Origin of the sequence: Xanthobacter oligotrophicus (assembly GCF_008364685.1) — a bacterium.
Classification (GTDB): domain Bacteria; phylum Pseudomonadota; class Alphaproteobacteria; order Rhizobiales; family Xanthobacteraceae; genus Xanthobacter; species Xanthobacter oligotrophicus.
In genome coordinates this window covers 1-21,473 of the sequence record NZ_VTTL01000012.1, presented here as the reverse complement: position 1 = coordinate 21,473, position 21,473 = coordinate 1, and the positions used below count along the sequence as shown (strand labels likewise).

Below are 21,473 nucleotides of genomic sequence, written 5' to 3'. Positions count from 1 at the left end.
CGCGCGATGTCCCTCGCGACGGTATCGCACGCAGTGAAGGCTGCGGCGGTCGTGGCAGGGCTTGCGCTCGTGTCCATGGGTGGTGCCTCGGGTGCCAAGGCGGCGAACCTGCTTGAGCTGAATTTCTGGCTCTCCGGCCCCAATTATTCCGGCGTGGTGCCCGCCTGCGAGGACCAGCAGGCCCTCGACCTCATCGCCAGCCGATTCGCCGAGACCGAGCGGCGGTTCTGGGCCTCCGAGCTGACCATCACCGGCTTTGAGAAGGTCCACGAGATCGCGTTCCGCCCGTGGGGTCCGGAATACCAGCCGCGCCGCTTCTGCAAGGGCACGGTCTTCACCACCGACGCCCGCAAGCGCGCCATCTATTATTCCATCATCGAGGACGGCGGCTTCATCGGCGCCAGCTGGGGTGTGGACTGGTGCGTGGTCGGCCTCGACCGCAATTATGCCTATGCCCCGTCCTGCAAGATGGCGGGTCCGTGAGGCGCGCCCTCGCAGCCTTCGCCCTGTTCGCTGGCCTGCTCGTCACGGCTCTTCTCGTCGCGGCCTTGCCGGCGGCGGCGCAGGGGCATGAGCCCGGCCGGTTCGACTTCTACGTGCTGTCCCTGTCCTGGTCGCCCACCTATTGCGAGGACAAGGGCCCCAAGGCGGCCAACGAGCCCCAGTGCAACCTCACCCGTCCCTACGCCTTCGTGGTGCACGGCCTGTGGCCGCAATATGAGCGTGGCTTTCCGCAGGACTGCCAGCGCCCGCCGCCCTACGTGCCCAACCCGCTGGTGAGGAGCATGCTGGACGTGATGCCGAGCCGGGGGCTCGTCATCTATGAGTGGAAGAAGCACGGCACCTGCTCGGGCCTCTCGCCCCAGGCCTATTTCGACCTCATGCGCGCGGCGCGGGACAAGGTGGCCATCCCCGCCGAGTTCACCCGGCTCGACGACTATCGCATGGTGTCGCCGTCGGACGTGGAAAGCGCCTTCCGTGCTGCCAACCCCGGCCTGTCGCCGGACATGTTCTCGGTGCAGTGCGACCGGCGCCGGCTCACGGAAGTGCGCATCTGCCTCAGCCAGGATCTCGCCTTCCGCGCCTGCCCCGACGTGGACCGCCGCGCCTGCCGCCTGTCGCGCATGGTGATGCCGCCCGTGCGCGGCGGTCGGTGAGGCGAGACAGGCCGATAAAGCCATGAATTACCGTCATTCGTTCCATGCGGGGAACCCCGCCGACGTGATGAAGCACGCCGCCCTTGCCCGCGTGCTCGCCTATCTCAACAAGAAGGAAAACGCCTACCGGGTGCTCGACACCCACGCGGGGGCGGGCCTCTACGATCTCGACGGCGCCAATGCCCAGCGCACGCTGGAGGCCGATGCCGGCATCGAGGCGGTGCTGGCCGCCGACCTCGCCGGCACCCTGCCCAAGCCCGCCGCCGCCCTGCTCGCGCCCTATCTCGATGCGGTGCGCGCCACCCGCGCCGGTGGCCGCAGGCTTTATCCCGGCTCCCCGGCGCTGGCGCTGGCCCTGTCGCGGCCGCAGGACCGCTTCCTGTTCTGCGAGACACACAAAGAAGAGCGGGCCAAGCTGGAAAAGCGCGTGGGCGAGGATCACCGGGTGAAGATCCTGCCCCAGGACGGCTGGCAGGGCATCACCGCCCATCTGCCGCCGCGCGAGCGGCGCGGCCTGGTTCTGGTGGACCCGCCGTTCGAGGAGCCGGGCGAGTTCCAGCGCCTGGTGGCGGGGCTGGAGGCCGCTTATCAGCGCTTCGCCACCGGCATCATCATGCTGTGGTATCCCATCAAGGACCTCAAGGCCGTGGATGCCTTCCGCCGCGACGTGGCCCGCCTCGGCCTGCCCAAGACGCTGCGGGTGGAGCTGGATTTCGCCACCGTGCGCAGCCTCGACACCCTGTCGGGCTCCGGGCTCATCATCGTCAATCCACCGTTCACGCTGGCGGATGAGATGCGCACGATCCTCAACGCCCTCGCCCCGCTGCTGGCCCGCGACGGACAGGGCCGCGCCCGCGTCTCCTGGCTGACGACGGGCGGGTGATCCATTCCCGCGGTTGATGAGTTGCGCCGGCGTTTTGACTTCCGGCGCGGCGGCGCGCGCGCTATCTGGAAGGTCCTTCCTCAGCCTCGGACCCACCCCATGCTGCTGCGCTTTTCCCCGACCTCGCCGTTCGTGCGCAAGGTGCGCGTCGCCGCCGCGATCCTCGGCCAGACGCTCGAGATCGAGCCCGCCGACACGCTGGACCCCAACGATACCCTGCGCAGCCAGAACCCCCTCGGCAAGGTGCCGGCGCTGCTCGCAGACGATGGGCAGGTGCTGTTCGATTCCTCCGTGATCCTCGCCTATCTCGACATGCTCGCCGGCGGCGGCCGCATCCTGCCTTCCGACCCCAAGGCGCGCATCGCCGCCCTGCGCAAGGAAGCGCTGGCGGACGGCATGATGGATGCCGGCATCCTGCAACTCTATGAGGCCCGCTTCCGTCCGGCGGAGAAGCACGAGCCCAAGTGGCTGGAGCATCAGGATGGCAAGCGGACCCGCGCCCTCGACGCCTTCGAGGCCGATGCCGCCCCGTTCGACGGCACCATCACGGTGGGCGACATCGCGCTTGGCTGCGCGCTGGGCTGGTTCGATTTCCGCTTCGAGGGCAAGTGGCGGGCGGATCGTCCCAAGCTCGTCGCCTGGTACGAGGCCTTCGCCGCCGCCTGCCCCCACTTCGCGCAGAGCAAGCCGGCGGCCTGAGGGCCATTCGCGGCATCATGCCCCGGGATGCCGGGGCATGACGCACGTCCAGAGCACGCGCCGGGCAGATTGATTCAATCTGCCCGGAACGCGCTTGAGGTCACTCCACGATGTAGACCACCTTGCGGGTGCGCGGATCCACGATCACCCGGCGGTCGTTGACCACGGAATACTCATACTCGTTATTGCTCGGGATTTCGTAGAGCACCACGTTGGGCGGCAGCGGCTCGCCCACCACCACCTCGCGCTCCAGGCGGACCGAGGCGCGGCGCTCCTTCATCACATAGGTGCGCACCTCCTGGGGCGGCTCGGCGGCCGCGCCGACGGTGGCGCCGACCGCGCCGCCCACCACCGCGCCCACGGGTCCACCCACCACGGCGCCCACGGCCGCACCCCCGATCGCACCCGTCGCGGTGGATGCCTGTGCGAAGGCGGCGGCGGGGGCGAGAAGGCCGAGCACGAACGATCCGATGATAATCTTGTTGCGCATGTTACCTCTCCTGCTGCGTTCTGGTCGCAGCAGAAACAGGCTTCCACGCGCTTTCGTTCCAAACGCCTGAGATTTTAAGCGATGGCGGTAAATCCAGAAAGTCGCGGCGGCGGGGAACGACTTTACCTGTTGTCACGCCCACCACCGCGAAACTGACTTCTGTCCTTGGGCCTGATCAAGCCGAAGCTTGGGCCGGGCGCGCCGGTACACGCGGAACCGGAACCATCATGCCGCGTTTATGCAGTTCCGCGTAGGTGAGATCCAGCACCCGCCAGGTGATGGCCACCAGTTCGTCCGCTTCCTCGTGGGACAAGGTGAAGGGCGGGGCGAGGATCATGCCGTCGCGCACCGCGCGCATCACCAGCCCCTCGCGGAACGAGAAATCACGGCAGATCAGGCCCACCGTGCCCTCTTCCGCTGCGAACGCCGCGCGCGTGGCCTTTTGCGGCGTCAGCTCCAGCGCGCCGATGAGGCCCACCATGCGCGCCTCGCCCACCAGCGGATGCTCGGCCAGCTTCAGCCAGCGCTCCTGCAGGTAGGGCCCGATATCGGTGCGCACCCGCTCCACCAGCTTTTCCTCGTGCATGATCCTGAGGTTGGCGAGAGCCGCCGCGCAGCCGCCGGGATGGCCCGAATAGGTGAAGCCGTGGTTGAAGTCACCACCATGCTCGATGAAGCCTTCCGCCACCCTGTCGCCCACGATGACGCCGCCGAGGGGGAAATATCCGGAGGTGATGCCCTTGGCGAAGGTGATGAGGTCCGGCTTCACCCCCATGAAATCGGCGCCGAACCACCGCCCGGTGCGGCCGAAACCGCAGATGACCTCGTCGCACACCAGAAGAACATCACGCTCGCGGCAGATCTTCTCCACCTCCGGCCAGTAGTTCGCCGGCGGAATGATGACGCCGCCCGCCCCCTGGATCGGCTCACCGATGAAGGCGGCCACGTTCTCCGGCCCCGCCTCGTCGATGGCCCGGGCCACCTCGCGGGCGGCGTAGAGGCCGAACTCCTCGCGGCCCATCTCACCGCCCTCGGCCCACCAATAGGGCTGCGCCACATGGATGATGCCGGGAATGGGCAGGCCGCCCTGGGCATGCATGGGCTTCATGCCGCCCAGCGAGGCCCCGCCCAGGGTGGAGCCGTGATAGCCGTTGCGCCGCGAGATGAAGATGGACTTCTCCGGCTTGCCCATGGCCGCCCAGTAGTGGCGCACCATGCGCAGCACCGTATCCACCGCCTCCGACCCGCCGGAGGTGAAGAACACATGGTTCATGTGCGCGGGCGCCACGTCCGAGATGGCGGCCGCCAGCTCCGCCGCGCCGGGATGGGTGGTCTTGAAGAAGGTGTTGTAATAATCGAGCTGGTGGAGCTGGTTGGCGATGGCATCCACGATGGCGCGCCGCCCGTGTCCCACCTGCGAGCACCACAGGCCCGACATGCCGTCGAGGATCCTATTGCCCTCGCTGTCGAACACATAGACCCCTTCCGCCCGCGTGATGACCCGGACCCCCTCGGCGTTCAGCGCCTTGGTATCGGAGAAGGGGTGGAGGTGGTGCGCCGCATCCAGCGCGCGCCAGTGAGCCGTCGAGTTCGAGAGGGGGGCGGATGTCACGATGGGCTGCTCCGATGAGGACCACGCAAGGACTGTGTGGAAAGTCATATCGCGAAAGCGCGGCCGCGCCCATATGTGCTGGTGCATGTCCTGCTCGGCATGGGCAAGGATGGAGCAAGGACGGGGCAAGGCGACGACGCCGAGGGAGGGCGCGGATGGAACCGGATTTCTGGCACGCACGGTGGCAGGGCAAGCAGATCCCCTTTCACGAGGGCAAGGCCAATGCCTTCCTGGTGAAGCATTTTTCCCGCCTTCCCGTGGCGCCGGGCGCGCGCGTGTTCGTGCCCTTGTGCGGCAAGACGCGGGACATCGCCTGGCTGCTCGGGCAGGGCCTGCGGGTGGCCGGCGCGGAGCTGAGCCGCATCGCGGTGGAGGAATTGTTCGCGGAACTGGCCGTTGTGCCTGAGGTGACGACGGAAGGCGCGCTCACGCGCTTCAGCGCCCCCGGCCTCGACATCCTGCAAGGCGACATTTTCGCGCTCACCCGCGACACCCTCGGCCCGGTGGATGCGGTGTGGGACCGCGCCGCCCTTGTGGCCCTGCCGAAAGACATGCGCGCCCGCTACGCCCCGCACCTCGTGGCCCTGACGGACGCCGCCCCGCAATTGCTTGTCTGCTTCGAGTATGACCAGTCCCTGCTGGCGGGCCCACCCTTCAGCGTCCCGCCGGAAGAGACCCGCACGCTCTATGGCGCCGACTACATGGTGGCGGAGATCGAGGCGGCGCCGGTGCCCGGCGGCCTCAAGGGCCAGTGCGAGGCAGTGGAGCATGTCTTTCTGCTGGAGCGGGTTTGAAGGGGCGGCGCCCCGGCCGACGGAAACGGAGCGCAGCGCAGTTGAAGGAGAGCCGGGGCCCAGCGCAAGGCTGCGCCGAAGGCGGCTCTTTCCCGCAGCATCCTTGGCTTTTGCCTGCTGCGCAGAAGTCTTGCGCTGGGCCCCGGATCGGCGCTCCACCTGCAGTGTCGCTGGTCCGGGGAACGGCGGGCGTGGGAAGCAGCCCCTAAAGCCGCGTCCAAACCGTCTTCAGATCGCAATATTTATCCAGCGCGTGCAGGGACTTGTCGCGCCCGAAGCCGGATTGCTTCACGCCGCCGAAGGGGGTGGTGATATCGTCGGCGTCGAAGCAGTTCACATAGACGATGCCGGCCTTGAAGCGCCGCGCGATCCTGTGCGCGGCGGCAAGATCGCCGCTCCAGACCGCCGCGCCGAGGCCGTAGACGGTGCCGTTGGCGATGCTCACCGCCTCCTCCAGCCCGTCGAAGCCGATCACCGAGAGCACCGGGCCGAAGATCTCCTTCTGCGCCAGCGCGGATGCGGGCGAAACGCCGTCGAACACGGTGGGCGCCACGAAGGCGCCGCCGGTGTCCTGCCGCACCGCCGTGCCGCCGGTGACCAGCCGCGCGCCGGAGGCGACGCCCTCCTCGATGGCGGCAAGAATGCGCCCCTGATGCTCGACGCTCACCACCGCGCCGGCGCGGGCCGCGGGGTCCTGCGGATCGCCCGGCATCCAGCGCGGGGCCAGCGCCGCCACGCGGGCGACAAGCTCTTCGCGGATGCGGTTGTCCACCAGCAGCCGCGAGGCCGCCGTGCACATCTCGCCCTGGTTGAAGAAGATGCCGGAGGCCACCGCTTGCGCCACCTCGTCGAGGTCGGCCACGTCGTGGGCCACCACGAAGGCGGTCTTGCCGCCCAGCTCGAGGAACACGCGCTTCAGGTTGCTGTCGGAGGAATAGCGCAGGAAATAGCGCCCCACCTCGGTGGAGCCGGTGAAGGCGATGGCGTCCACGTCCATGTGCAGGCCCAGCGCCTTGCCCGCCTCCACGCCAAGGCCCGGCACCACGTTAAACACCCCCGCCGGCACCCCCGCCTCCAGCGCCAGCTCGCCGAGGCGCAGCGCCGTGAGGGGGCTTTCCTCCGCCGGCTTCAGCACCACGGAATTGCCCATGGCCAGCGCCGGGGCCACCTTCCAGGCGGCCATGATCATGGGGAAGTTCCACGGCGTCACGCAGCCCACCACGCCCAGCGGCTCGCGCAGCACCAAAGCGAGATTATCGGCGGTGGTCGGCGCCACCTCGCCATAGACCTTGTCGCAGCACTCCCCGTAATAGGCGAAGCAGTCCGCCGCCGCGCGCACGTCGATAGAGCGGGCATCGGCGATGGGCTTGCCCATGTTGAGGGTTTCGGTGAGCGCCAGTTCGTCGCGATGGGCTCGGATCAGCTCGGCGAAGCGCTGGAGGATGCGCTTGCGCTCCACCGGCCGCAGCCCCGCCCAGCGGCGATCCTCGAAGGCGGCGCGGGCGGCCTTCACCGCGCGGTCCACATCGGCACTGTCGCACGCCGCCACCTGCGCGAGGACCTTGCCGGTGGCCGGATTGACGGCATCGAAGGTGCGCCCGGATGCTGCCGGCGCGAACACGCCGTCGATGAGCGCCTGCGTGCGGAAGGAAGGGTAATGTTCCGCCGTCCGTTCCGCCGCCGCCATGATGCGCTCCTCGACTTCTTGGGCGAGCAACCTCGCGCGGCGCTCGGGGGGCCGTCAAGATGGGGGGCGGGAGAGGCACCCGCCTGCCGCATTCTTGATAATAGTTATTGGCGTGCCTAATCTTCCCGGCGAAAGGAGCCTGCCATGCCCATCAGCGCCGATCTCGGCAAGCAGCTGGAAGCCTATGTGGCGAAGCTCGTGGCCACCGGACGCTACCACTCCAAGAGCGAGGTCCTGCGCGAGGGCGTCCGCCTCATCCAGGAGCGGGAGACCCGGCTCGAAACCCTCGACGCCGCCCTTGCCAGGGGCCTCGCCGATGCCGATGCCGGCCGCACCCGGCCAGCGGAGGATGTGTTCCGGCGCCTCGAAGGCAAGTATCGCCGTCGCGCGCCCGGCGAGGCGGAATGAGGCTCGTCTTCACCGCGGCCGCCGAGGACGACCTTGAAGGGATCGGCGACCACATCGCCATGGACAGCCCGGAGCGTGCGCTGTCGTTCGTTCACGAGATTGCGGCCCATGCCATGCGCCTGCTGAACATGCCAAAGGCGCACCCGCTGATCCCGCGATACGAGGCTACCGGGATCCGGCGCTGTGTCCACGGGCGCTATCTCATCTTCTACCGGGTGGACGCGGACGCCGTCGTGATCCTGCGCATCCTGCACGGGGCCATGGACTACGAGCCGCTGCTGTTTCCGGAGTAACCCCTTACCCCTCGCCCTGGGCCTCGCCGTCCTCTTCCTCTTCCGGGCGGCCGGGGATGGCGTAGGAGCCGGAGAGCCAGCGGTGCAGGTCCACGTCGGCGCAGCGCTTGGAGCAGAAGGGGTGGAAGCGCTCCGCCGAGGGCTTGGAGCAGATCGGGCACGGCTTGGACGAATAGGTGGAGGCGGAAGGGGTGCTGGCGGCTGCGTCGGGTGCGCCTGTGTCCGGGGCGGCAGTCTTTTGAGAGGCGGCCTTTTTGGGCAGGGCGGTTTTGGCCGGCCCGCTCTTCGCCTTCCCTGCCCCGGCCTTCCCACCCTTGGGCTTGTCGTCGCCGTCCTTGCCCGCGCTCATGCCGCGCGCTCCACCCAGCCGGCACGCACGTCATAGCCCTGGCCGGACAACAGGCCGATGGCTTCCGAGAGGGGCAGGCCCACCACATTGCTGTAGGAGCCCACCAGCTTCACCACGAACGAGCCGGCGATGCCCTGGATGGCGTAGCCGCCGGCCTTGCCCCGCCATTCACCGCAGGCGAGGTAATCGGTGATCTCGTCCCGCGACAGGCGCTTGAAGCGCACCCGGCTTTCCACCAGCCGTGTGTGGGCGCGGCCCTTCAGATCCACCAGGCACACCCCGGTATAGACCCGATGGGTGCGGCCCGACAGCAGGCGCAGGCAGGCCTCCGCCTCATCCTCAAGGTCGGGCTTGGGCAGGATGCGCCGGCCCACCGCCACCACCGTGTCGGCGGACAGCACCAGCGCGTTCATCTCGGCGTCCTTCGCGCGCTGGGCCACTAGCTTGCCCTTGGCTTCCGACAGGCGCTGGGCGAGCCGGCGCGGCAGCTCGCCACGCTCGGGGGTCTCGTCCACGTCGGCGGGCATGAGCAGGTCCGGCTCGATGCCCGCCTGATTGAGCAGCGCCAGCCGGCGGGGCGAGCCTGAAGCAAGCACGAGCTTCACCTGATCGGTCACGGAACACACCTTTCGAGCCAGCCAGAGCCGGATCCGCCAGGGCTTCGACAGCCCCGGCGGCAAATCCGCCTCGAAACGCAAAGAGGGAGCGCGGGCGGCGCCTCACGCTCATCTACCGGAAAGGCGCTGCCGTGTGAACGGGGCGCGGCCGCCGTGCCCCGGATATGCGTGTTGGGGTACGCATCTTGCTTCGCCGGGCGCGAACGGGGCGCGCGGCATGAAAACCTTCCTCGACTGGTCGGCTTACGACACATATGGCATCGGCGACGCCTATTCCGGCATTCCCGCCACCGGCGGGAACTACGCGAAAGCGGTGGCCGTGTGCATGCACAGCCGCGATTGTCGCAATACCGGCAAGGGCGTCATGTGCCCGAGCTACCGCATCACCGGCGACAAGGACCATTCCACCGAAGCCCGCGTCGCCGCCTTCAAGGCCGCGCTGAACGACGGCACCGACGCCAACTCCTTCGCCGATCCAAGGCTCGACGCGGCCATGGACCTGTGCGTGTCCTGCAAGGCCTGCAAGAAGGAATGCCCCAGCGCCGTGGACATGACGCTGATCAAGACCGAGTACCTCGCCCAGCGCCACGAGATCAAAGGCGTGCCCCGGCGCACCCGGCTGTTCGGCGGGGTGCCGGAATGGACCGGCCGCCACCGCCGCCTGCTGCGCCTCGCCATCATGCTGCGCAACCGCTCGCGCCTGCTGACCCGGGCCGCCGAAAAGCTGCTGGGCATCAGCGCCCGCCGCGCCATCCCCGAGCCGGCGGCCCGGCCCTATGCGCCGCCCGCCGCCGTGCCCACGCAGGCCCCGGCCCCACGCGGCGAGGTGATCCTGTTCGTGGACACCTTCTGCCACCATTTCGAGCCGGAGGTGGCTGAGGCCGCCCATGCGGTGCTGACCCACGCCGGCTACGCCGTGCGCATCGCCAAGCCCGATCCCGCCGACGCCGAGCCCGGCCGGCCCCTGTGCTGCGGCCGCACGTATCTCACCACCGGCATGGTGGAGAAGGCGCGCGGCGAGGGCCTGCGCGTGCTCGCGGCCTTCCGCAAAGAGATCGCGGCGCAGACGCCGATCATCGGGCTGGAACCCTCATGCCTGCTCTCCCTGCGCGACGAGCTCTACAGCCTCGGCCTCGGGCCGGAGGTGGGGGCGCTGGGCAAGCAATTGTTCCTGCTGGAGGAGTTCCTCGCCCGTGAGCACCAGAACAAGGGCCTGCGCATGCGGCTGAAGCCCCTGCCCGGCCCAAAGGCGGTGCTGCGCGGCCACTGCCACCAGAAGGCGTTCGGGGTGATGAAGGCGACGCGCAAGGTGCTCGGCTTCATCCCCGGCTTCTCCTACGACGTGGTGGAGACCAGTTGCTGCGGCATGGCCGGCAGCTTCGGGCTGGAGGCGGAGCATTACGACGCCTCCATGCAGATGGCGGAACTCGCCTTGCTGCCCGCCATGCGCGCGGCGCCACAGGATGCCCCGCTCATCGCCAACGGCTTTTCCTGCCGCCACCAGATCGAGCACGGCTCCGGCCGCAAGGCCCGCCACATCGCCCTGCTTTTGCGGGATGCGCTGGATTTAACGCCCGCCTGAACCTTCCGTCGTTTCCGTCTCCTGCCGGATGGCGTCGGCGAGGAAGTCCACGAAGGCGCGGATGCGGGCGGCGAGGTGGGCGTGGCCCACATAGACCGCGTGGATGGGCTCGATGTCGCCGGCGTTGAAATCCTCCAGCACGCTCACCAGCGTTCCGGCCGCCATGTCGCCCCGCACGTGATAGCGGCCGAGGCGCGCCAGCCCCGCCCCATCCAGCGCCAGCCGGCGCAGCACCACGCCGCTGTTGCCCAGCGCCGTGCCCGACACCGCCTGGGTGAAGGGCTTTCCGCTCTCGGGGTCGCGGAACGGCCAGTCCTCCGGCGAGCGGCGGAAGTTGAAGCACAGGCACAGGTGCCGGGCGAGGTCTTCGGGATGCTTTGGCACGCCATAGCGTTCCAGATAGGCGGGCGAAGCCACGATGACCCGGCCGATCTCGAACAGCTTCCTCGCCTTCAGGGTGGAATCGCGCAGCCGCCCGGTGCGGATGGCGATGTCGGTGCGCTCGTCCACCAGGTCGATGACGGCGTCGCTCAGGGAAATGTCCAGCTCCACCTGCGGGTAGAGCTCTAGAAAGCGCGGCACGCGCGGCAGCACGCACATTTCGCCGAACGCCACCGAGGCGCTGATGCGCAGCCGCCCGCGCGGCACCGCGCCGGCGCCGGTGGCGATCAGGCGTTCCGTGTCGTCGATCTCGGCGAGGATGCGCCGCGCCCGCTCCAGATAGAGCGCGCCCTCGGCGGTGAGCTGCAATTGCCGGGTGGAGCGCACGAACAGGGGCGTGCCCAGCCGGTCCTCCAGCCGCGTCACCAGCTTGCTCACGGCGGACGGCGACAGGCCGAGCTTGCGGCCGGCGGCCGAGAAGCCCTGCGTTTCCGCCGCAGCCACGAACACCACCATCTCGCCCGCGCGATTGTCCAAGGGGCCCGCCTCGTCTCGACCTATGAATGAAATTCAAAGCCGCTTTTACATAATAGGCGGTTCAGTAAAAGCGCAAGGGCGCTCATGTTGCAGTGCAAGCGGTGCCGGCTCCGGCGCCGGTTTCCATCAAGCCGCCGCCGGCCCCTGGAGCGCGATCCGATCGGATCGCCCTCAAACTCTAAGATAGAGACCGCGTTATCCGATGAGATCGCCATGCGATCTCATCGGCGCGGGCTCTAAGGATGTCGCCATGCCCCTTGCGCTCTATGCCCTCACCATCGCCGCCTATGCCATCGGCACCACGGAATTCGTCATCGTCGGACTGTTGCCCACGGTAGCCACCGACCTCGGCATCACCCTGCCCATCGCCGGATTGATCGTCAGCGTCTATGCGCTGGGCGTCACCTTCGGCGCGCCGGTGCTCACGGCGCTCACCGGCGGCATGGCGCGCAAGCCGCTGCTGCTCTCCCTCATGGCCCTGTTCATCGCCGGCAACACCGCCGCCGCGCTCAGCCCGACCTATGAATGGCTGCTGGTAGCGCGGGTGCTGTCCGCCTTCGCCCACGGCGTGTTCTTCTCGGTGGGCGCCACCATCGCCGCGGACCTCGTGCCGGAGAACCGCCGCGCCTCGGCCATCGCCCTGATGTTCATGGGGCTCACGGTGGCCATCGTCACCGGCGTGCCGCTCGGCACCTTCATCGGCCAGAGCTTCGGCTGGCGTGCCACCTTCTGGGGCGTGGCGCTGCTCGGCATCATCGCCTTCGCCGCCATCGCCCTGCTGCTGCCGTCCAATATCCGCAAGGCGCCCGCCGCCTCCCTGCTCGATCAGGTGCGGGTGCTGAGCTCGGGTCGGCTGCTGCTGGTGTTCGGCATGACGGCGCTGGGCTATGGCGGCACCTTCGTGGCCTTCACCTATCTGGCCGCGATTCTTGAGACCGTCACCGGCTTTGCCGCCGCGCAGGTAAGCCTCATCCTCATCCTCTACGGCCTTGCCATCGCGGTGGGGAATCTCTCCGGCGGCCGCATCGCCGACCGCGATCCGGTGAAGGCGCTCACCATCCTGTTCACGCTTCAGGCGCTGGTGCTGGCGGCCTTCTTCTTCACGGCGCCCTCGCCGGTGCTTACGCTGGTAACGCTGGCGGCTCTCGGCTTCCTGTCGTTCGCCAATGTGCCGGGGCTGCAGATCTATGTGGTGGAGCTGGCCAGGCGCTATCGTCCGGGCGCGGTGGATACCGCGTCCGCCCTCAACATCGCCGCGTTCAACCTCGGCATCGCGCTCGGGGCCTGGATCGGCGGGCTGGTGGTGGCCTCGCCTCTCGGCCTCGGCGCCACGCCGGTGGTGGGCGCGCTCATGGTGGCCGGCGCGCTGGGGCTGACGGTGTGGAGCGCCGCACTGGACAACCGCGCCCGTGCCGTCGCCTGCCCCGTCTGAACAAAGGAAAGACCATGCATAAAGTCACCGCCAATGGGGCTGAGATCCCCGCCCTCGGCTTCGGCACCTTCCGCGTCTCGGCGGCCGACACCCTGCGCATGGTGCCGGCCGCGCTGAAGCTCGGCTTCCGCCACATCGATACCGCGCAGATCTACGGCAACGAGGCGGAGGTGGGCGAAGGCATCGCCGCTTCCGGCGTGAAGCGGGGCGAAATCTTCCTCACCACCAAGGTGTGGGTGACCAACTATTCCCACGACGCCTTCCTCGCCTCCGTGAACGAGAGCCTGACGAAGCTGAAGACCGATTATGTGGACCTGCTGCTGCTGCACTGGCCCAACCCGGCCGTGCCCCTGGCCGAGCAGATCGGCGCGCTCAATGCGGTGCGGGCGGCCGGCAAGGTGCGCCACATGGGCGTGTCCAATTTCAACACCGCGCTGATGGCAGAGGCGATTGCCCTGTCCGAGGGGCCGCTCGTGACCAACCAGATCGAGCTGCACCCCTATATCGACCAGTCGAAGGTGATCGCCGCCGCCCGCGCCGCAGGGCTCTCCATCACCGCCTATTATGCCATGGCCGACGGCAAGGTCTTCGCCGAGCCGGTGCTGAAGGACATCGCCGCCGCCCACAAGCGCACGGTGGCGCAGGTGGTGCTGCGCTGGGTGGTGCAGCAGGAGGGCTTCGTCGTCCTGTCCAAGACCGTGAGCGAGGCCCGCGCCGCCGAGAACGCCGCCATCTTCGACTTCGCGCTCACCGATGCCGAAATGGCCGCCATCTCCGCCCTCGCCCGGCCGGACGGGCGCATCGTCAGCCCCGAGGGGTTGGCGCCCAAATGGGACTGAGCGGGCGCCAAGCCCGCGGCGCCTGAGCGAGGGATGGCCAAAGGCGGAGGCTTCGGCCTCCCCTTCCCTACGCGGGTAGGTCCAGCGCGCGGCGGAATGCGCAATGGCGCTTTATCGGCGCTCGTCTGCCGGCTATCAAGGATGCGGACACGGAACGTCCGGCCGGAATCCGCGAGCCGCCCATGAACGCCATCACCTCGCTCAAGTCCTTCCTCCTCGATCGCGTGGAGCTTCTGGGCGCGCCCTTCTATGCGCACGCGGACCGGCTCGCCGTGCCCCACGACGACCCGCACGACGCGCTGGCCGCCGAGGCGCCGGAGGACCACGACCCGGCGGACGGGCAGGCCTTCGCTATCGATTATGTGGACCATGCGGGCAATGCCAGCCATCGCCGCATCTCGGTCTGGGCGGTGCAGCGCAATGTGGAGGGCGTGCCCATCCTCATCGCCAAGTGCCACGAGCGGCAGGCGGCGCGCGCCTTCCGGGTGGATCGCATCACCGCCGTCACCGACCTCGACGGGGTGAGGCGCGAGCCGCTGGTGCGCTTCTTCTACGAGACCTTCGGCTTCCTCTGGCCCAAGGACGCCATCCTGGCGCCGGCCGAGGAAGACGCTGACGTGCGCTGGGATCGCATCCGCGCCATCATCCGCAAGGCGGGGGTGACGCTGCTGGCGGCGCTGGCCCGTGCCGACCGCGAGGTGGGCGCGGCCGAGGTGGAGGAGATCGTGTTCTTCTGCGAGCGCGCCTGCGCGGCGGAAGACCTCGACCTCACCGGCGCCGAGCGTGAGCGGCTCGCGGCCTACGTGGCCCGCCTGCGCCCCACGGCGGAGGCGGTGGATTTCGCCCTCGACACCCTGTTCGAGAGCGGCACCGAGGCCATCGCCACCCTTTTGCGCGCGGGCATGCGCGTCATCAGCGCCGACGGGGTGCTGAAGGAGCAGGAAGCCGAGCTGCTCGACGCCTTCTGCTTCGCCCTCACCGGCCGCCACGTGCGCTGAGGGGCTAAAACCTCAAGAAGCTGAAGCTCAGGTTGGCACCAAACGGCCGCGCTGGCGTTGTCTCCGCAACACCTGTTCCGGAGACACCTGATGCGAAGCGGTTCACGCGCCCCTCTTGTCCTCACGGCCGCGCTGGCGCTTGCGCTTGGCGCAAGCTTTGCCATCGACCTTGCCCTGACCACCCCCGCCGCCGCGCAGCAGGTGGCTGATCCGGTGCCGTCGCGCCCGGCCGGTCCGGGGCAGGCGGCGCCGCTTCCCCCGCCCGTCCCGGTTCCCGCCGTGCCGGCGGCCCCGGCCGCGGCGAGCGAACAGGCGGTGAAGGAGGCGGAAGCCGAGGCGCCGGAGGATGCGGAGCGGGCGGTGGCCTGCAAGGCCCACGCGCTGGAGCGGCTGAAGGCGCGCTCGCCCTCGATCTCGGACATTTCCATCGACATGGACGGGCTCACCATCGCCAAGGCCGACGTATCAGTGGGCAGCACGCGCGTGACCGGGGTGCTGATGGGCGAGGCCTATATCCAGCGCGACCGCTCCGACAAGGCCCACCGCTTCCTCTGCCTCGTGGGCGAGGACGACAAGGTGCTGATGACCTTCCTCACCGAGCGGTAGAGCACCCGCCGAACGGCTTCACGCCGTAAACACGCCCCGCCCCCACCTCTTCACAGCGTCATGCCCCGGCTTGACCGGGGCATCCACCAAGCCGCATGCGCGGTGCAAGGGCCATGGCGCCGGCCCGGCCGCACCGTGGATCCCCCGGTCAAGCCGGGGGATGACGGGGGTGGGGACCGGGGTCTGCCGCCAGAGACTGACGGCGGTGGAAACCGCAAGCCCCGCCATCGGGGATGACGGCGCAGACGCCGGCACCATCCGTTCAGACCCCGGCCTGGGAGACGAACTTCGGGTTGAGATAGGCCTCGATGGCCTCCGAGCCGCCTTCCGAGCCGTAGCCGGAATCACGCACGCCGCCGAACGGCACTTCCGGCAGGGCGAGGCCCAGGTGGTTGATGGTCATCATGCCCGCCTGCACCTGATGCGCCACCGCCTGCGCGGTCTTGGCCGAGCTGGTGTAGGCATAGGAGGCAAGGCCGTAGGGCAGCCGGTTGGCCTCGGTGATGGCCTCGTCGAAGTCGGAGAAGGGCAGCAGCATGGCGAGCGGGCCGAACGGCTCCTCGTTCATCATCCGCATCTCGCGGGTCACGCCGGTGACCACCGTGGGCTCGAAGAAATAGCCCTTGTTGCCGATGCGCGAGCCGCCGGTCTTCACGTCCGCGCCCTTCTGCCGGGCGTCGGCGATGAGCGCCTCCATGGCCGGGATGCGACGGTCGTTGGCGAGCGGGCCCATAGTGGTGCCCTCGTCCAGCCCGTTGCCCACCTTCACCGCCTTGGCGACGGTGACGAAGGTGTCCACGAACTGCTCATAGACCTTCTCCTGCACCAGGAAGCGCGTGGGCGACACGCACACCTGGCCGGCATTGCGGAACTTGGCGGTGGCGATCTGCTTGGCTGCCGCCTGCACGTCCGCATCGTCGAACACGATGACCGGGGAGTGGCCGCCCAGTTCCATGGTCACGCGCTTCATGTGCGCGCCGGCCAGCGCCGCCAGCTTCTTGCCCACGGGGGTGGAGCCGGTGAAGGTGATCTTGCGGATGGTCGGGTGCGGGATGAGATATTCGCTCACTTCCGCCGGCACGCCATAGACGAGGGCGATGACGCCCTTGGGCACGCCCGCATCCACGAAGGCGCGGATCAGCTCGGCGGGGGAGGCCGGGGTCTCTTCCGGCGCCTTCACGATGATGGAGCAGCCCGCCGCCAGCGCGCCGCACAGCTTGCGCACCACCTGGTTGATGGGGAAGTTCCACGGCGTGAACGCCGCCACCGGACCCACCGGCTCCTTGATGACCAGCTGATACACGCCGGGCGCGCGGGCGGGGATAACGCGGCCGTAGGCGCGGCGCGCTTCTTCCGCGAACCAGTCGATGACATCGGCGGCAGCCAGCGTCTCCATGCGCGCCTCGGGCAGGGGCTTGCCCTGCTCAAGAGTCATCAGGCGGGCGATGGAATTGGCACGCTCGCGCAGGATGTCGGCCGCCTTGCGCATGAGCTTGGAGCGCTCGAAGGCGGAGGTGCGGCTCCAGGTGGCAAAGCCACGCTCGGTGGCGGCGAGCGCTTCGTCGAGGTCGGCGATGGAGCAATGGGCAACCGTGCCGATCTCTTCCTCGGTGGCCGGATTGATGACGGGAATGCGCTTGCCGCCATCGGCGTCGCGCCAGACGCCGTCGATGTGCAGCTGAACGTCGGGATAGGTGACGTCGGAACTCATGGGGAGCCTCCTCAAGACCTGTGCGAATTGCGGCACGGCGCGGCCGGGGCAGCCGACAGCGCGATTTGTATCGATTTAGTTCGAAGCTTCTGGAGCAATTTCCGCTCGCCTTGGCTCACGGCAATCGCTCCAGATTCTTGCGTTGACGCGTTTTCTTCACGCGAACCGGTATCCACTTCGCTCGAAAACGCTTTAAGGCGATGCCCGGCTTGGCGCCAACGGTCCGCGCACGGATGCGCAAGGCAGGGAAGGCATCGGTGCGGGACATCCGGTTCAGCGGTTCAGGTGGGGCGCGGGACACTGCCGGCGAAACCGACGAGCGTACGCTCGCTAACCATCCTAGAGCGCGACCCGCTCCGACGGAAGCGCTTCTGCCGCCCTCCCGGCCCTGAATCGCCCGGTCGTGATGAACGCTGGCGGCGTCATACGCGGCGGGGTTGAGCCGGATCCGGATACGCCCGCGCGGCCGGTCCGAAGGCGATCCTTCCACACTTTTTCCGCACCGCGGGAAACCTTGCGGGCCGCTCGCACGTTCTTTCCACAGAACCCGAAATTTTCGTTTCAACGCCTGGCCTTGGCGGGGGTACCCCCATGGCCGCAGGAGACATCCATGCGCATCGCCCAGGTCGCCCCGCTGATCGAAAGCGTTCCACCCCGCCGCTATGGCGGCACCGAGCGCATCGTGTCCTATCTCACCGAGGAGCTGGTGCGCGCGGGCCACGAGGTGACCCTGTTCGCCAGCGGCGATTCGCTCACCTCCGCCACGCTGGAAGCCATGTGCGACACCGGTCTGCGCCTCACCCCCGGTCCGGTGGACCCGCTGCTCTACCACCTGCTCATGCTGGAGGAGGTGCGCAAGCGCGCCGACGATTTCGACGTGATCCACGTGCATGTGGACCTGTTGCACTATCCGGTGCTGCGCGATTACCGCGCCCAGTGCCTCACCACCCTGCACGGCCGGCTCGACCTGCCTGCCGCGCACCGGCTCTATGCCAATTTCGCCGACTATCCGCTGATCTCCATCTCCGATCACCAGCGCACGCCCATGCCGCCGGTGAACTGGGCCGCCACCATCCATCACGGACTGCCGAAGGACCTTCTGCCCTTCAACCCGAAGGGCGGGGACTATCTCGCCTTCCTCGGCCGCATCTCGCCGGAGAAGCGGCCGGACCGCGCCATCGCGATCGCGGTGCGCGCCGGCATGCCGCTGAAGATCGCCGCCAAGGTGGACCGCGCCGACCAGACCTACTGGGAGGACATGATCCGCCCCATGGTGGAGGCCAATCCCAATGTGGAGTTCATCGGCGAGATCGACGAGCGGCAGAAGGCGGACTTCCTCGGCAAGGCGGCCGCCCTGCTCTTCCCCATCGACTGGCCCGAACCGTTCGGGCTGGTGATGATCGAGGCCATGAGCTGCGGCACGCCGGTCATCGCCTTTTCCCGCGGCTCGGTGCCCGAGGTGCTGGACGAGGGCGTCACCGGCCATCTGGTCAACAGCGTAGAGGAAGCGGTGGCGCGGGTGGGCGAACTCTCCCGCCTCGACCGCTCGGCCATCCGCCGCACGTTCGAGCGGCGTTTCTCGGCGGAGCGCATGGCGAAGGATTATGTGGCCGTCTACCAGCGGCTCGCTGCCGCACAGGAGACCACCCCTGCGATCCGGCGCGCGCCCAAACCTGAGCTCCGCCTTGTCGGAAACGATGCTGTCCATGACGCCATCCGTTGAAGCCGTGGCGGTGGCCGAGCCGGAAGGTCGCGAGCCGGACTATGTCATCGCCGCCAGCGCCTCGCAGATCGAGACCACGCCGCGCACCCTGAAGCACGACGACACCTTCGCCGTGTTCGACGCCCATGGCGACGCCGTGCCGGGGCTGGCCAGCAACCACGGCCTGTTCCATCGCGACACCCGCCACCTCTCGCACTTCTTCCTCACTATCGAGGGGGTGCGGCCGCTGCTGCTCAGCTCCACGGTGCGGGAGGACAATGCCACCCTCACCTGCGACCTCACCAATCCCGACCTTCCCGGCCGGGACGGCGGCGAGGCGCTGCTGCACGACCTCATCCACATCCGCCGCTCCCGCTTCCTTTATCGCTCGGCCTGCCACGAATGCGTGTCCCTGCACAATTTCGACGTGGTGCCGCGGCGGGTGGAGATCGCCTTTTCCTTCGACGCCGATTTCGCCGACCTGTTCGAGGTGCGCGGTGCCAGGCGCAGCCGGCGCGGCGTGCGCCACGCCCCGCTGCTCGCCCACGACGGCGTGCGCCTCTCCTATACCGGCCTCGACGGCAAGGTGCGGCGCACCGGCCTGCATTTCCAGCCGGTCCCCTCGGAGCTGGAGGGGTCGCAGGCCCGCTACCGGCTCGACCTTGCCCCCGGCGCCACGCAGGTGATCTACATGGAGATCCGCTGCGACGGGGCCGAGCCCCATGGTGGCGCCAAGCTCACCTTCCGCCGGGCGCTGCACGCATCCCGCGCGACGCTGCGGGCGCGGGTGGCGCGAGCGGCGGAAGTGACCTCCTCCAACCAGCATTTCAACGACGCCATGAAGCGCGCGGTGAGCGACCTGGCCATCCTCATCACCGACACGCCGGAGGGCGCCTATCCCTATGCGGGGGTGCCGTGGTTCAGCACCGTGTTCGGGCGCGACGCGCTGATCACCGCGTTCGAGACCTTGTGGATGGACCCGGCCATCGCCCGTGGCGTGCTGCTCCACCTTGCCGCCAACCAGGCCGAGGCGCTGGACCCTGCCGCCGACGCCGAGCCGGGCAAGATCCTCCACGAGGTGCGCTTCGGCGAGATGGCGGAACTCGGCGAGGTGCCGTTCCGACGCTATTACGGCAGCGTGGATTCCACGCCTTTGTTCGTGATGCTCGTCGGCGCCTACGTGGAGCGCACCGGCGATCTCGACACCGCGCGCCTGTTGTGGCCCGCGGTGGCGGCGGCGCTGGGCTGGATCACCGATTACGGCGACCGCGACGGCGACGGCTTCGTGGAATATGGCCGCAGGAGCGGCGACGGCCTCGTGAACCAGGGCTGGAAGGACAGCCACGATTCGGTCTTCCACGCCGACGGCCGGCTGGCCCGCGGCCCCATCGCGCTGGTGGAGGTGCAGGCCTATGTGTTCGGCGCCTGGCGCGCGGCGGCGTCCATCGCGCGCCGCCTTGGGTACGCGCCTGACGCGGCGGTGTTCGAGCGTAATGCCGAGCGGCTGCGCGATGCCTTCGATGCCGCCTTTTTCGATGCGCGTTTAGGCACTTACGTGCTCGCCCTGGATGGCGAAAAGCGACCATGCCGGGTCAAGAGCTCCAATGCCGGTCACGCGCTGTTCGCCGGCATCGCTTTGCCCGGGCGGGCGGCGGCGGTAGCGGCCCAGCTCATGGACGGCGCATCCTTTTCCGGCTGGGGCGTGCGCACCATCGCCGCGGGCGAAGCGCGCTACAACCCCATGAGCTATCACAACGGTTCGGTGTGGCCCCACGACAATGCGGTCATCGCCATGGGTCTTGCCCGTTCCGGCTTCCGCCGGGAGGCCGCGCGCATCTTCGAGGGCCTGCTGCGGGCAGCCATCTCGTTCGACCTGCGGCGCCTGCCCGAACTGTTCTGCGGCTTCGCCCGCCAGCGCAGCCAGGGGCCGGTGTCCTATCCCGTCGCCTGCGCACCCCAGGCCTGGGCGGCGGCCGCCCCGCTGGCGCTGCTTCAGGCGACATTGGGGCTGGGCTTCGACATCGACGCCCGCCGCGTCACCTTCGCCAGGCCCGAGCTTCCCAAATTCCTGGACGAACTGGTGCTTCGGCGCCTGACCCTGGGCGGCGAGATGCTGGACGTGCGCATCCAGCGGGCCGGCGGATCCCCCGCGCTTTCGGTGCTTGACCGCCACGGCGATATCGCATTGTGGGTGGAGGCGTGAGGGCGGCCGATGGACGGCGCGACCACGCGCCCGACGAGCGGCTTGGGGCGTTCGGCTTTCGGGCTTTGGACGCACAAAACCCCCGCCGCATGGAAGCGACGGGGGTTTTGGGAAGTGGATATGGGCATTGCGCGATATGTGCTTTGCAGGCCTGGCAGCGACCTACTCTCCCGCGTCTTGAGACGAAGTACCATTGGCGCTGAGGAGTTTAACGGCCGAGTTCGGGATGGGATCGGGTTCAGGCTCCTCGCCATAGCCACCAGGCCGGCAAAGCACATATCGGGCAAACGAAGCTGGTTTTTGTCAAAGATGACTGTCGTCTCTGTTCAGTGGTGAACATTGAGGATGAGAACGATCAAGCCAATCGAGCTATTAGTACCGGTAAGCTGAACGTGTCGCCACGCTTACACACCCGACCTATCAACGTGGTGGTCTTCCACGGCTCTCAAGGGATTACTCGTTTTGAGGTGGGTTTCCCGCTTAGATGCTTTCA

The 21,473-nt window shown here is 68.5% G+C and carries 21 protein-coding genes and 2 rRNA genes; 14 read left to right on the top strand and 9 right to left on the bottom strand.

Annotation, left to right across the window (positions count from 1 at the left end; genetic code table 11):
• Positions 1-6 precede the first annotated feature (6 nt).
• The 4 genes from FZ033_RS19380 (at position 7) to FZ033_RS19365 (ending at position 2,739) form a co-directional block, all read left to right on the top strand.
• Positions 7-483, top strand: a complete 477-nt coding sequence (locus tag FZ033_RS19380) for a hypothetical protein (RefSeq protein ID WP_232847568.1) — start codon at positions 7-9, stop codon at positions 481-483.
• The gene (locus tag FZ033_RS19375) at positions 480-1,157 is read left to right on the top strand and encodes a ribonuclease T2 family protein (protein ID WP_149577709.1); all 678 of its coding nucleotides are present in this window, start codon (positions 480-482) and stop codon (positions 1,155-1,157) included. The genes FZ033_RS19380 and FZ033_RS19375 overlap by 4 nt, the downstream gene beginning before the upstream one ends.
• 22 nt (positions 1,158-1,179) lie before the next feature.
• Positions 1,180-2,040 (top strand): 23S rRNA (adenine(2030)-N(6))-methyltransferase RlmJ, encoded by an 861-nt coding sequence (locus tag FZ033_RS19370; RefSeq protein WP_149577708.1) that lies wholly within the window; start codon positions 1,180-1,182, stop codon positions 2,038-2,040.
• Positions 2,041-2,139: 99 nt separating this feature from the next.
• Positions 2,140-2,739 carry a glutathione S-transferase N-terminal domain-containing protein gene (locus FZ033_RS19365; RefSeq protein ID WP_149577707.1) on the top strand — a complete coding sequence of 200 codons (600 nt, stop codon included), beginning with the start codon at positions 2,140-2,142 and terminating at the stop codon, positions 2,737-2,739.
• A 100-nt stretch (positions 2,740-2,839) separates the two neighbouring features.
• Here FZ033_RS19365 and FZ033_RS19360 read toward each other — a convergent pair whose 3' ends face one another.
• Entirely contained in the window at positions 2,840-3,229 is a 390-nt protein-coding gene (locus FZ033_RS19360) for a DUF1236 domain-containing protein (RefSeq protein WP_149577706.1), read from the bottom strand.
• Between the two features lie 175 nt (positions 3,230-3,404).
• On the bottom strand, positions 3,405-4,841 hold the full coding sequence (locus FZ033_RS19355) for an aspartate aminotransferase family protein (protein ID WP_149577705.1): 1,437 nt from the start codon (positions 4,839-4,841) through the stop codon (positions 3,405-3,407).
• 155 nt (positions 4,842-4,996) lie between these two features.
• Between FZ033_RS19355 and tmpT the strand changes: the two genes are divergently transcribed.
• Positions 4,997-5,635, top strand: coding sequence for a thiopurine S-methyltransferase (gene tmpT / locus FZ033_RS19350; protein WP_149577704.1), 639 nt, complete (start codon positions 4,997-4,999; stop codon positions 5,633-5,635).
• 205 nt (positions 5,636-5,840) lie between these two features.
• Here tmpT and FZ033_RS19345 read toward each other — a convergent pair whose 3' ends face one another.
• Positions 5,841-7,322 (bottom strand): aldehyde dehydrogenase, encoded by a 1,482-nt coding sequence (locus tag FZ033_RS19345; RefSeq protein ID WP_149577703.1) that lies wholly within the window; start codon positions 7,320-7,322, stop codon positions 5,841-5,843.
• A 144-nt stretch (positions 7,323-7,466) separates the two neighbouring features.
• Here FZ033_RS19345 and FZ033_RS19340 point away from each other — a divergent pair, with 144 nt between their 5' ends.
• The gene (locus tag FZ033_RS19340) at positions 7,467-7,730 is read left to right on the top strand and encodes a type II toxin-antitoxin system ParD family antitoxin (RefSeq protein WP_149577702.1); all 264 of its coding nucleotides are present in this window, start codon (positions 7,467-7,469) and stop codon (positions 7,728-7,730) included.
• Positions 7,727-8,023, top strand: coding sequence for a type II toxin-antitoxin system RelE/ParE family toxin (locus tag FZ033_RS19335; RefSeq protein WP_149577701.1), 297 nt, complete (start codon positions 7,727-7,729; stop codon positions 8,021-8,023). The genes FZ033_RS19340 and FZ033_RS19335 overlap by 4 nt, the downstream gene beginning before the upstream one ends.
• 4 nt (positions 8,024-8,027) lie before the next feature.
• On the opposite strand, the gene yacG is transcribed toward FZ033_RS19335, so the two are convergent.
• Together yacG and FZ033_RS19325 are read right to left on the bottom strand one after the other, a co-directional pair.
• Positions 8,028-8,285: a DNA gyrase inhibitor YacG gene (gene yacG / locus FZ033_RS19330; RefSeq protein ID WP_149577869.1), complete on the bottom strand. Its 258-nt coding sequence runs from the start codon at positions 8,283-8,285 to the stop codon at positions 8,028-8,030.
• Positions 8,286-8,368: 83 nt separating this feature from the next.
• Entirely contained in the window at positions 8,369-8,989 is a 621-nt protein-coding gene (locus tag FZ033_RS19325; protein WP_149577700.1) for a Maf-like protein, read from the bottom strand.
• Positions 8,990-9,206: 217 nt separating this feature from the next.
• Here FZ033_RS19325 and FZ033_RS19320 point away from each other — a divergent pair, with 217 nt between their 5' ends.
• Positions 9,207-10,571: a (Fe-S)-binding protein gene (locus FZ033_RS19320; protein ID WP_149577699.1), complete on the top strand. Its 1,365-nt coding sequence runs from the start codon at positions 9,207-9,209 to the stop codon at positions 10,569-10,571.
• On the opposite strand, the gene FZ033_RS19315 is transcribed toward FZ033_RS19320, so the two are convergent.
• Positions 10,557-11,489, bottom strand: a complete 933-nt coding sequence (locus FZ033_RS19315; RefSeq protein ID WP_149577698.1) for a LysR family transcriptional regulator — start codon at positions 11,487-11,489, stop codon at positions 10,557-10,559. The genes FZ033_RS19320 and FZ033_RS19315 overlap by 15 nt on opposite strands.
• Positions 11,490-11,739: 250 nt before the next feature.
• Here FZ033_RS19315 and FZ033_RS19310 point away from each other — a divergent pair, with 250 nt between their 5' ends.
• From FZ033_RS19310 to FZ033_RS19295, 4 genes are all read left to right on the top strand, one after another.
• Positions 11,740-12,921 (top strand): MFS transporter, encoded by a 1,182-nt coding sequence (locus tag FZ033_RS19310; protein WP_149577697.1) that lies wholly within the window; start codon positions 11,740-11,742, stop codon positions 12,919-12,921.
• 14 nt (positions 12,922-12,935) lie between these two features.
• On the top strand, positions 12,936-13,760 hold the full coding sequence (locus tag FZ033_RS19305; protein ID WP_149577696.1) for an aldo/keto reductase: 825 nt from the start codon (positions 12,936-12,938) through the stop codon (positions 13,758-13,760).
• 182 nt (positions 13,761-13,942) lie between these two features.
• Positions 13,943-14,758, top strand: a complete 816-nt coding sequence (locus FZ033_RS19300) for a tellurite resistance TerB family protein (protein ID WP_149577695.1) — start codon at positions 13,943-13,945, stop codon at positions 14,756-14,758.
• Between the two features lie 90 nt (positions 14,759-14,848).
• Positions 14,849-15,364: a hypothetical protein gene (locus FZ033_RS19295; protein ID WP_232847567.1), complete on the top strand. Its 516-nt coding sequence runs from the start codon at positions 14,849-14,851 to the stop codon at positions 15,362-15,364.
• Positions 15,365-15,626: 262 nt separating this feature from the next.
• On the opposite strand, the gene FZ033_RS19290 is transcribed toward FZ033_RS19295, so the two are convergent.
• Positions 15,627-17,075 carry an NAD-dependent succinate-semialdehyde dehydrogenase gene (locus tag FZ033_RS19290; protein ID WP_149577694.1) on the bottom strand — a complete coding sequence of 483 codons (1,449 nt, stop codon included), beginning with the start codon at positions 17,073-17,075 and terminating at the stop codon, positions 15,627-15,629.
• A 610-nt stretch (positions 17,076-17,685) separates the two neighbouring features.
• On the opposite strand from FZ033_RS19290, the gene FZ033_RS19285 reads away from it, so the two are divergent.
• Both FZ033_RS19285 and FZ033_RS19280 read left to right on the top strand, forming a co-directional pair.
• Complete coding sequence (locus FZ033_RS19285) at positions 17,686-18,798, top strand: glycosyltransferase family 4 protein (RefSeq protein WP_149577693.1); 1,113 nt, start codon at positions 17,686-17,688, stop codon at positions 18,796-18,798.
• Positions 18,782-20,980: an amylo-alpha-1,6-glucosidase gene (locus FZ033_RS19280; RefSeq protein WP_149577692.1), complete on the top strand. Its 2,199-nt coding sequence runs from the start codon at positions 18,782-18,784 to the stop codon at positions 20,978-20,980. Before FZ033_RS19285 ends, FZ033_RS19280 begins: the two co-directional genes overlap by 17 nt.
• A 149-nt stretch (positions 20,981-21,129) precedes the next feature.
• On the opposite strand, the gene rrf is transcribed toward FZ033_RS19280, so the two are convergent.
• Positions 21,130-21,244: ribosomal RNA gene (rrf, locus tag FZ033_RS19275) — 5S ribosomal RNA — on the bottom strand.
• An 87-nt stretch (positions 21,245-21,331) separates the two neighbouring features.
• Positions 21,332-21,473, bottom strand: a 23S ribosomal RNA gene (locus FZ033_RS19270); the annotation flags it as partial.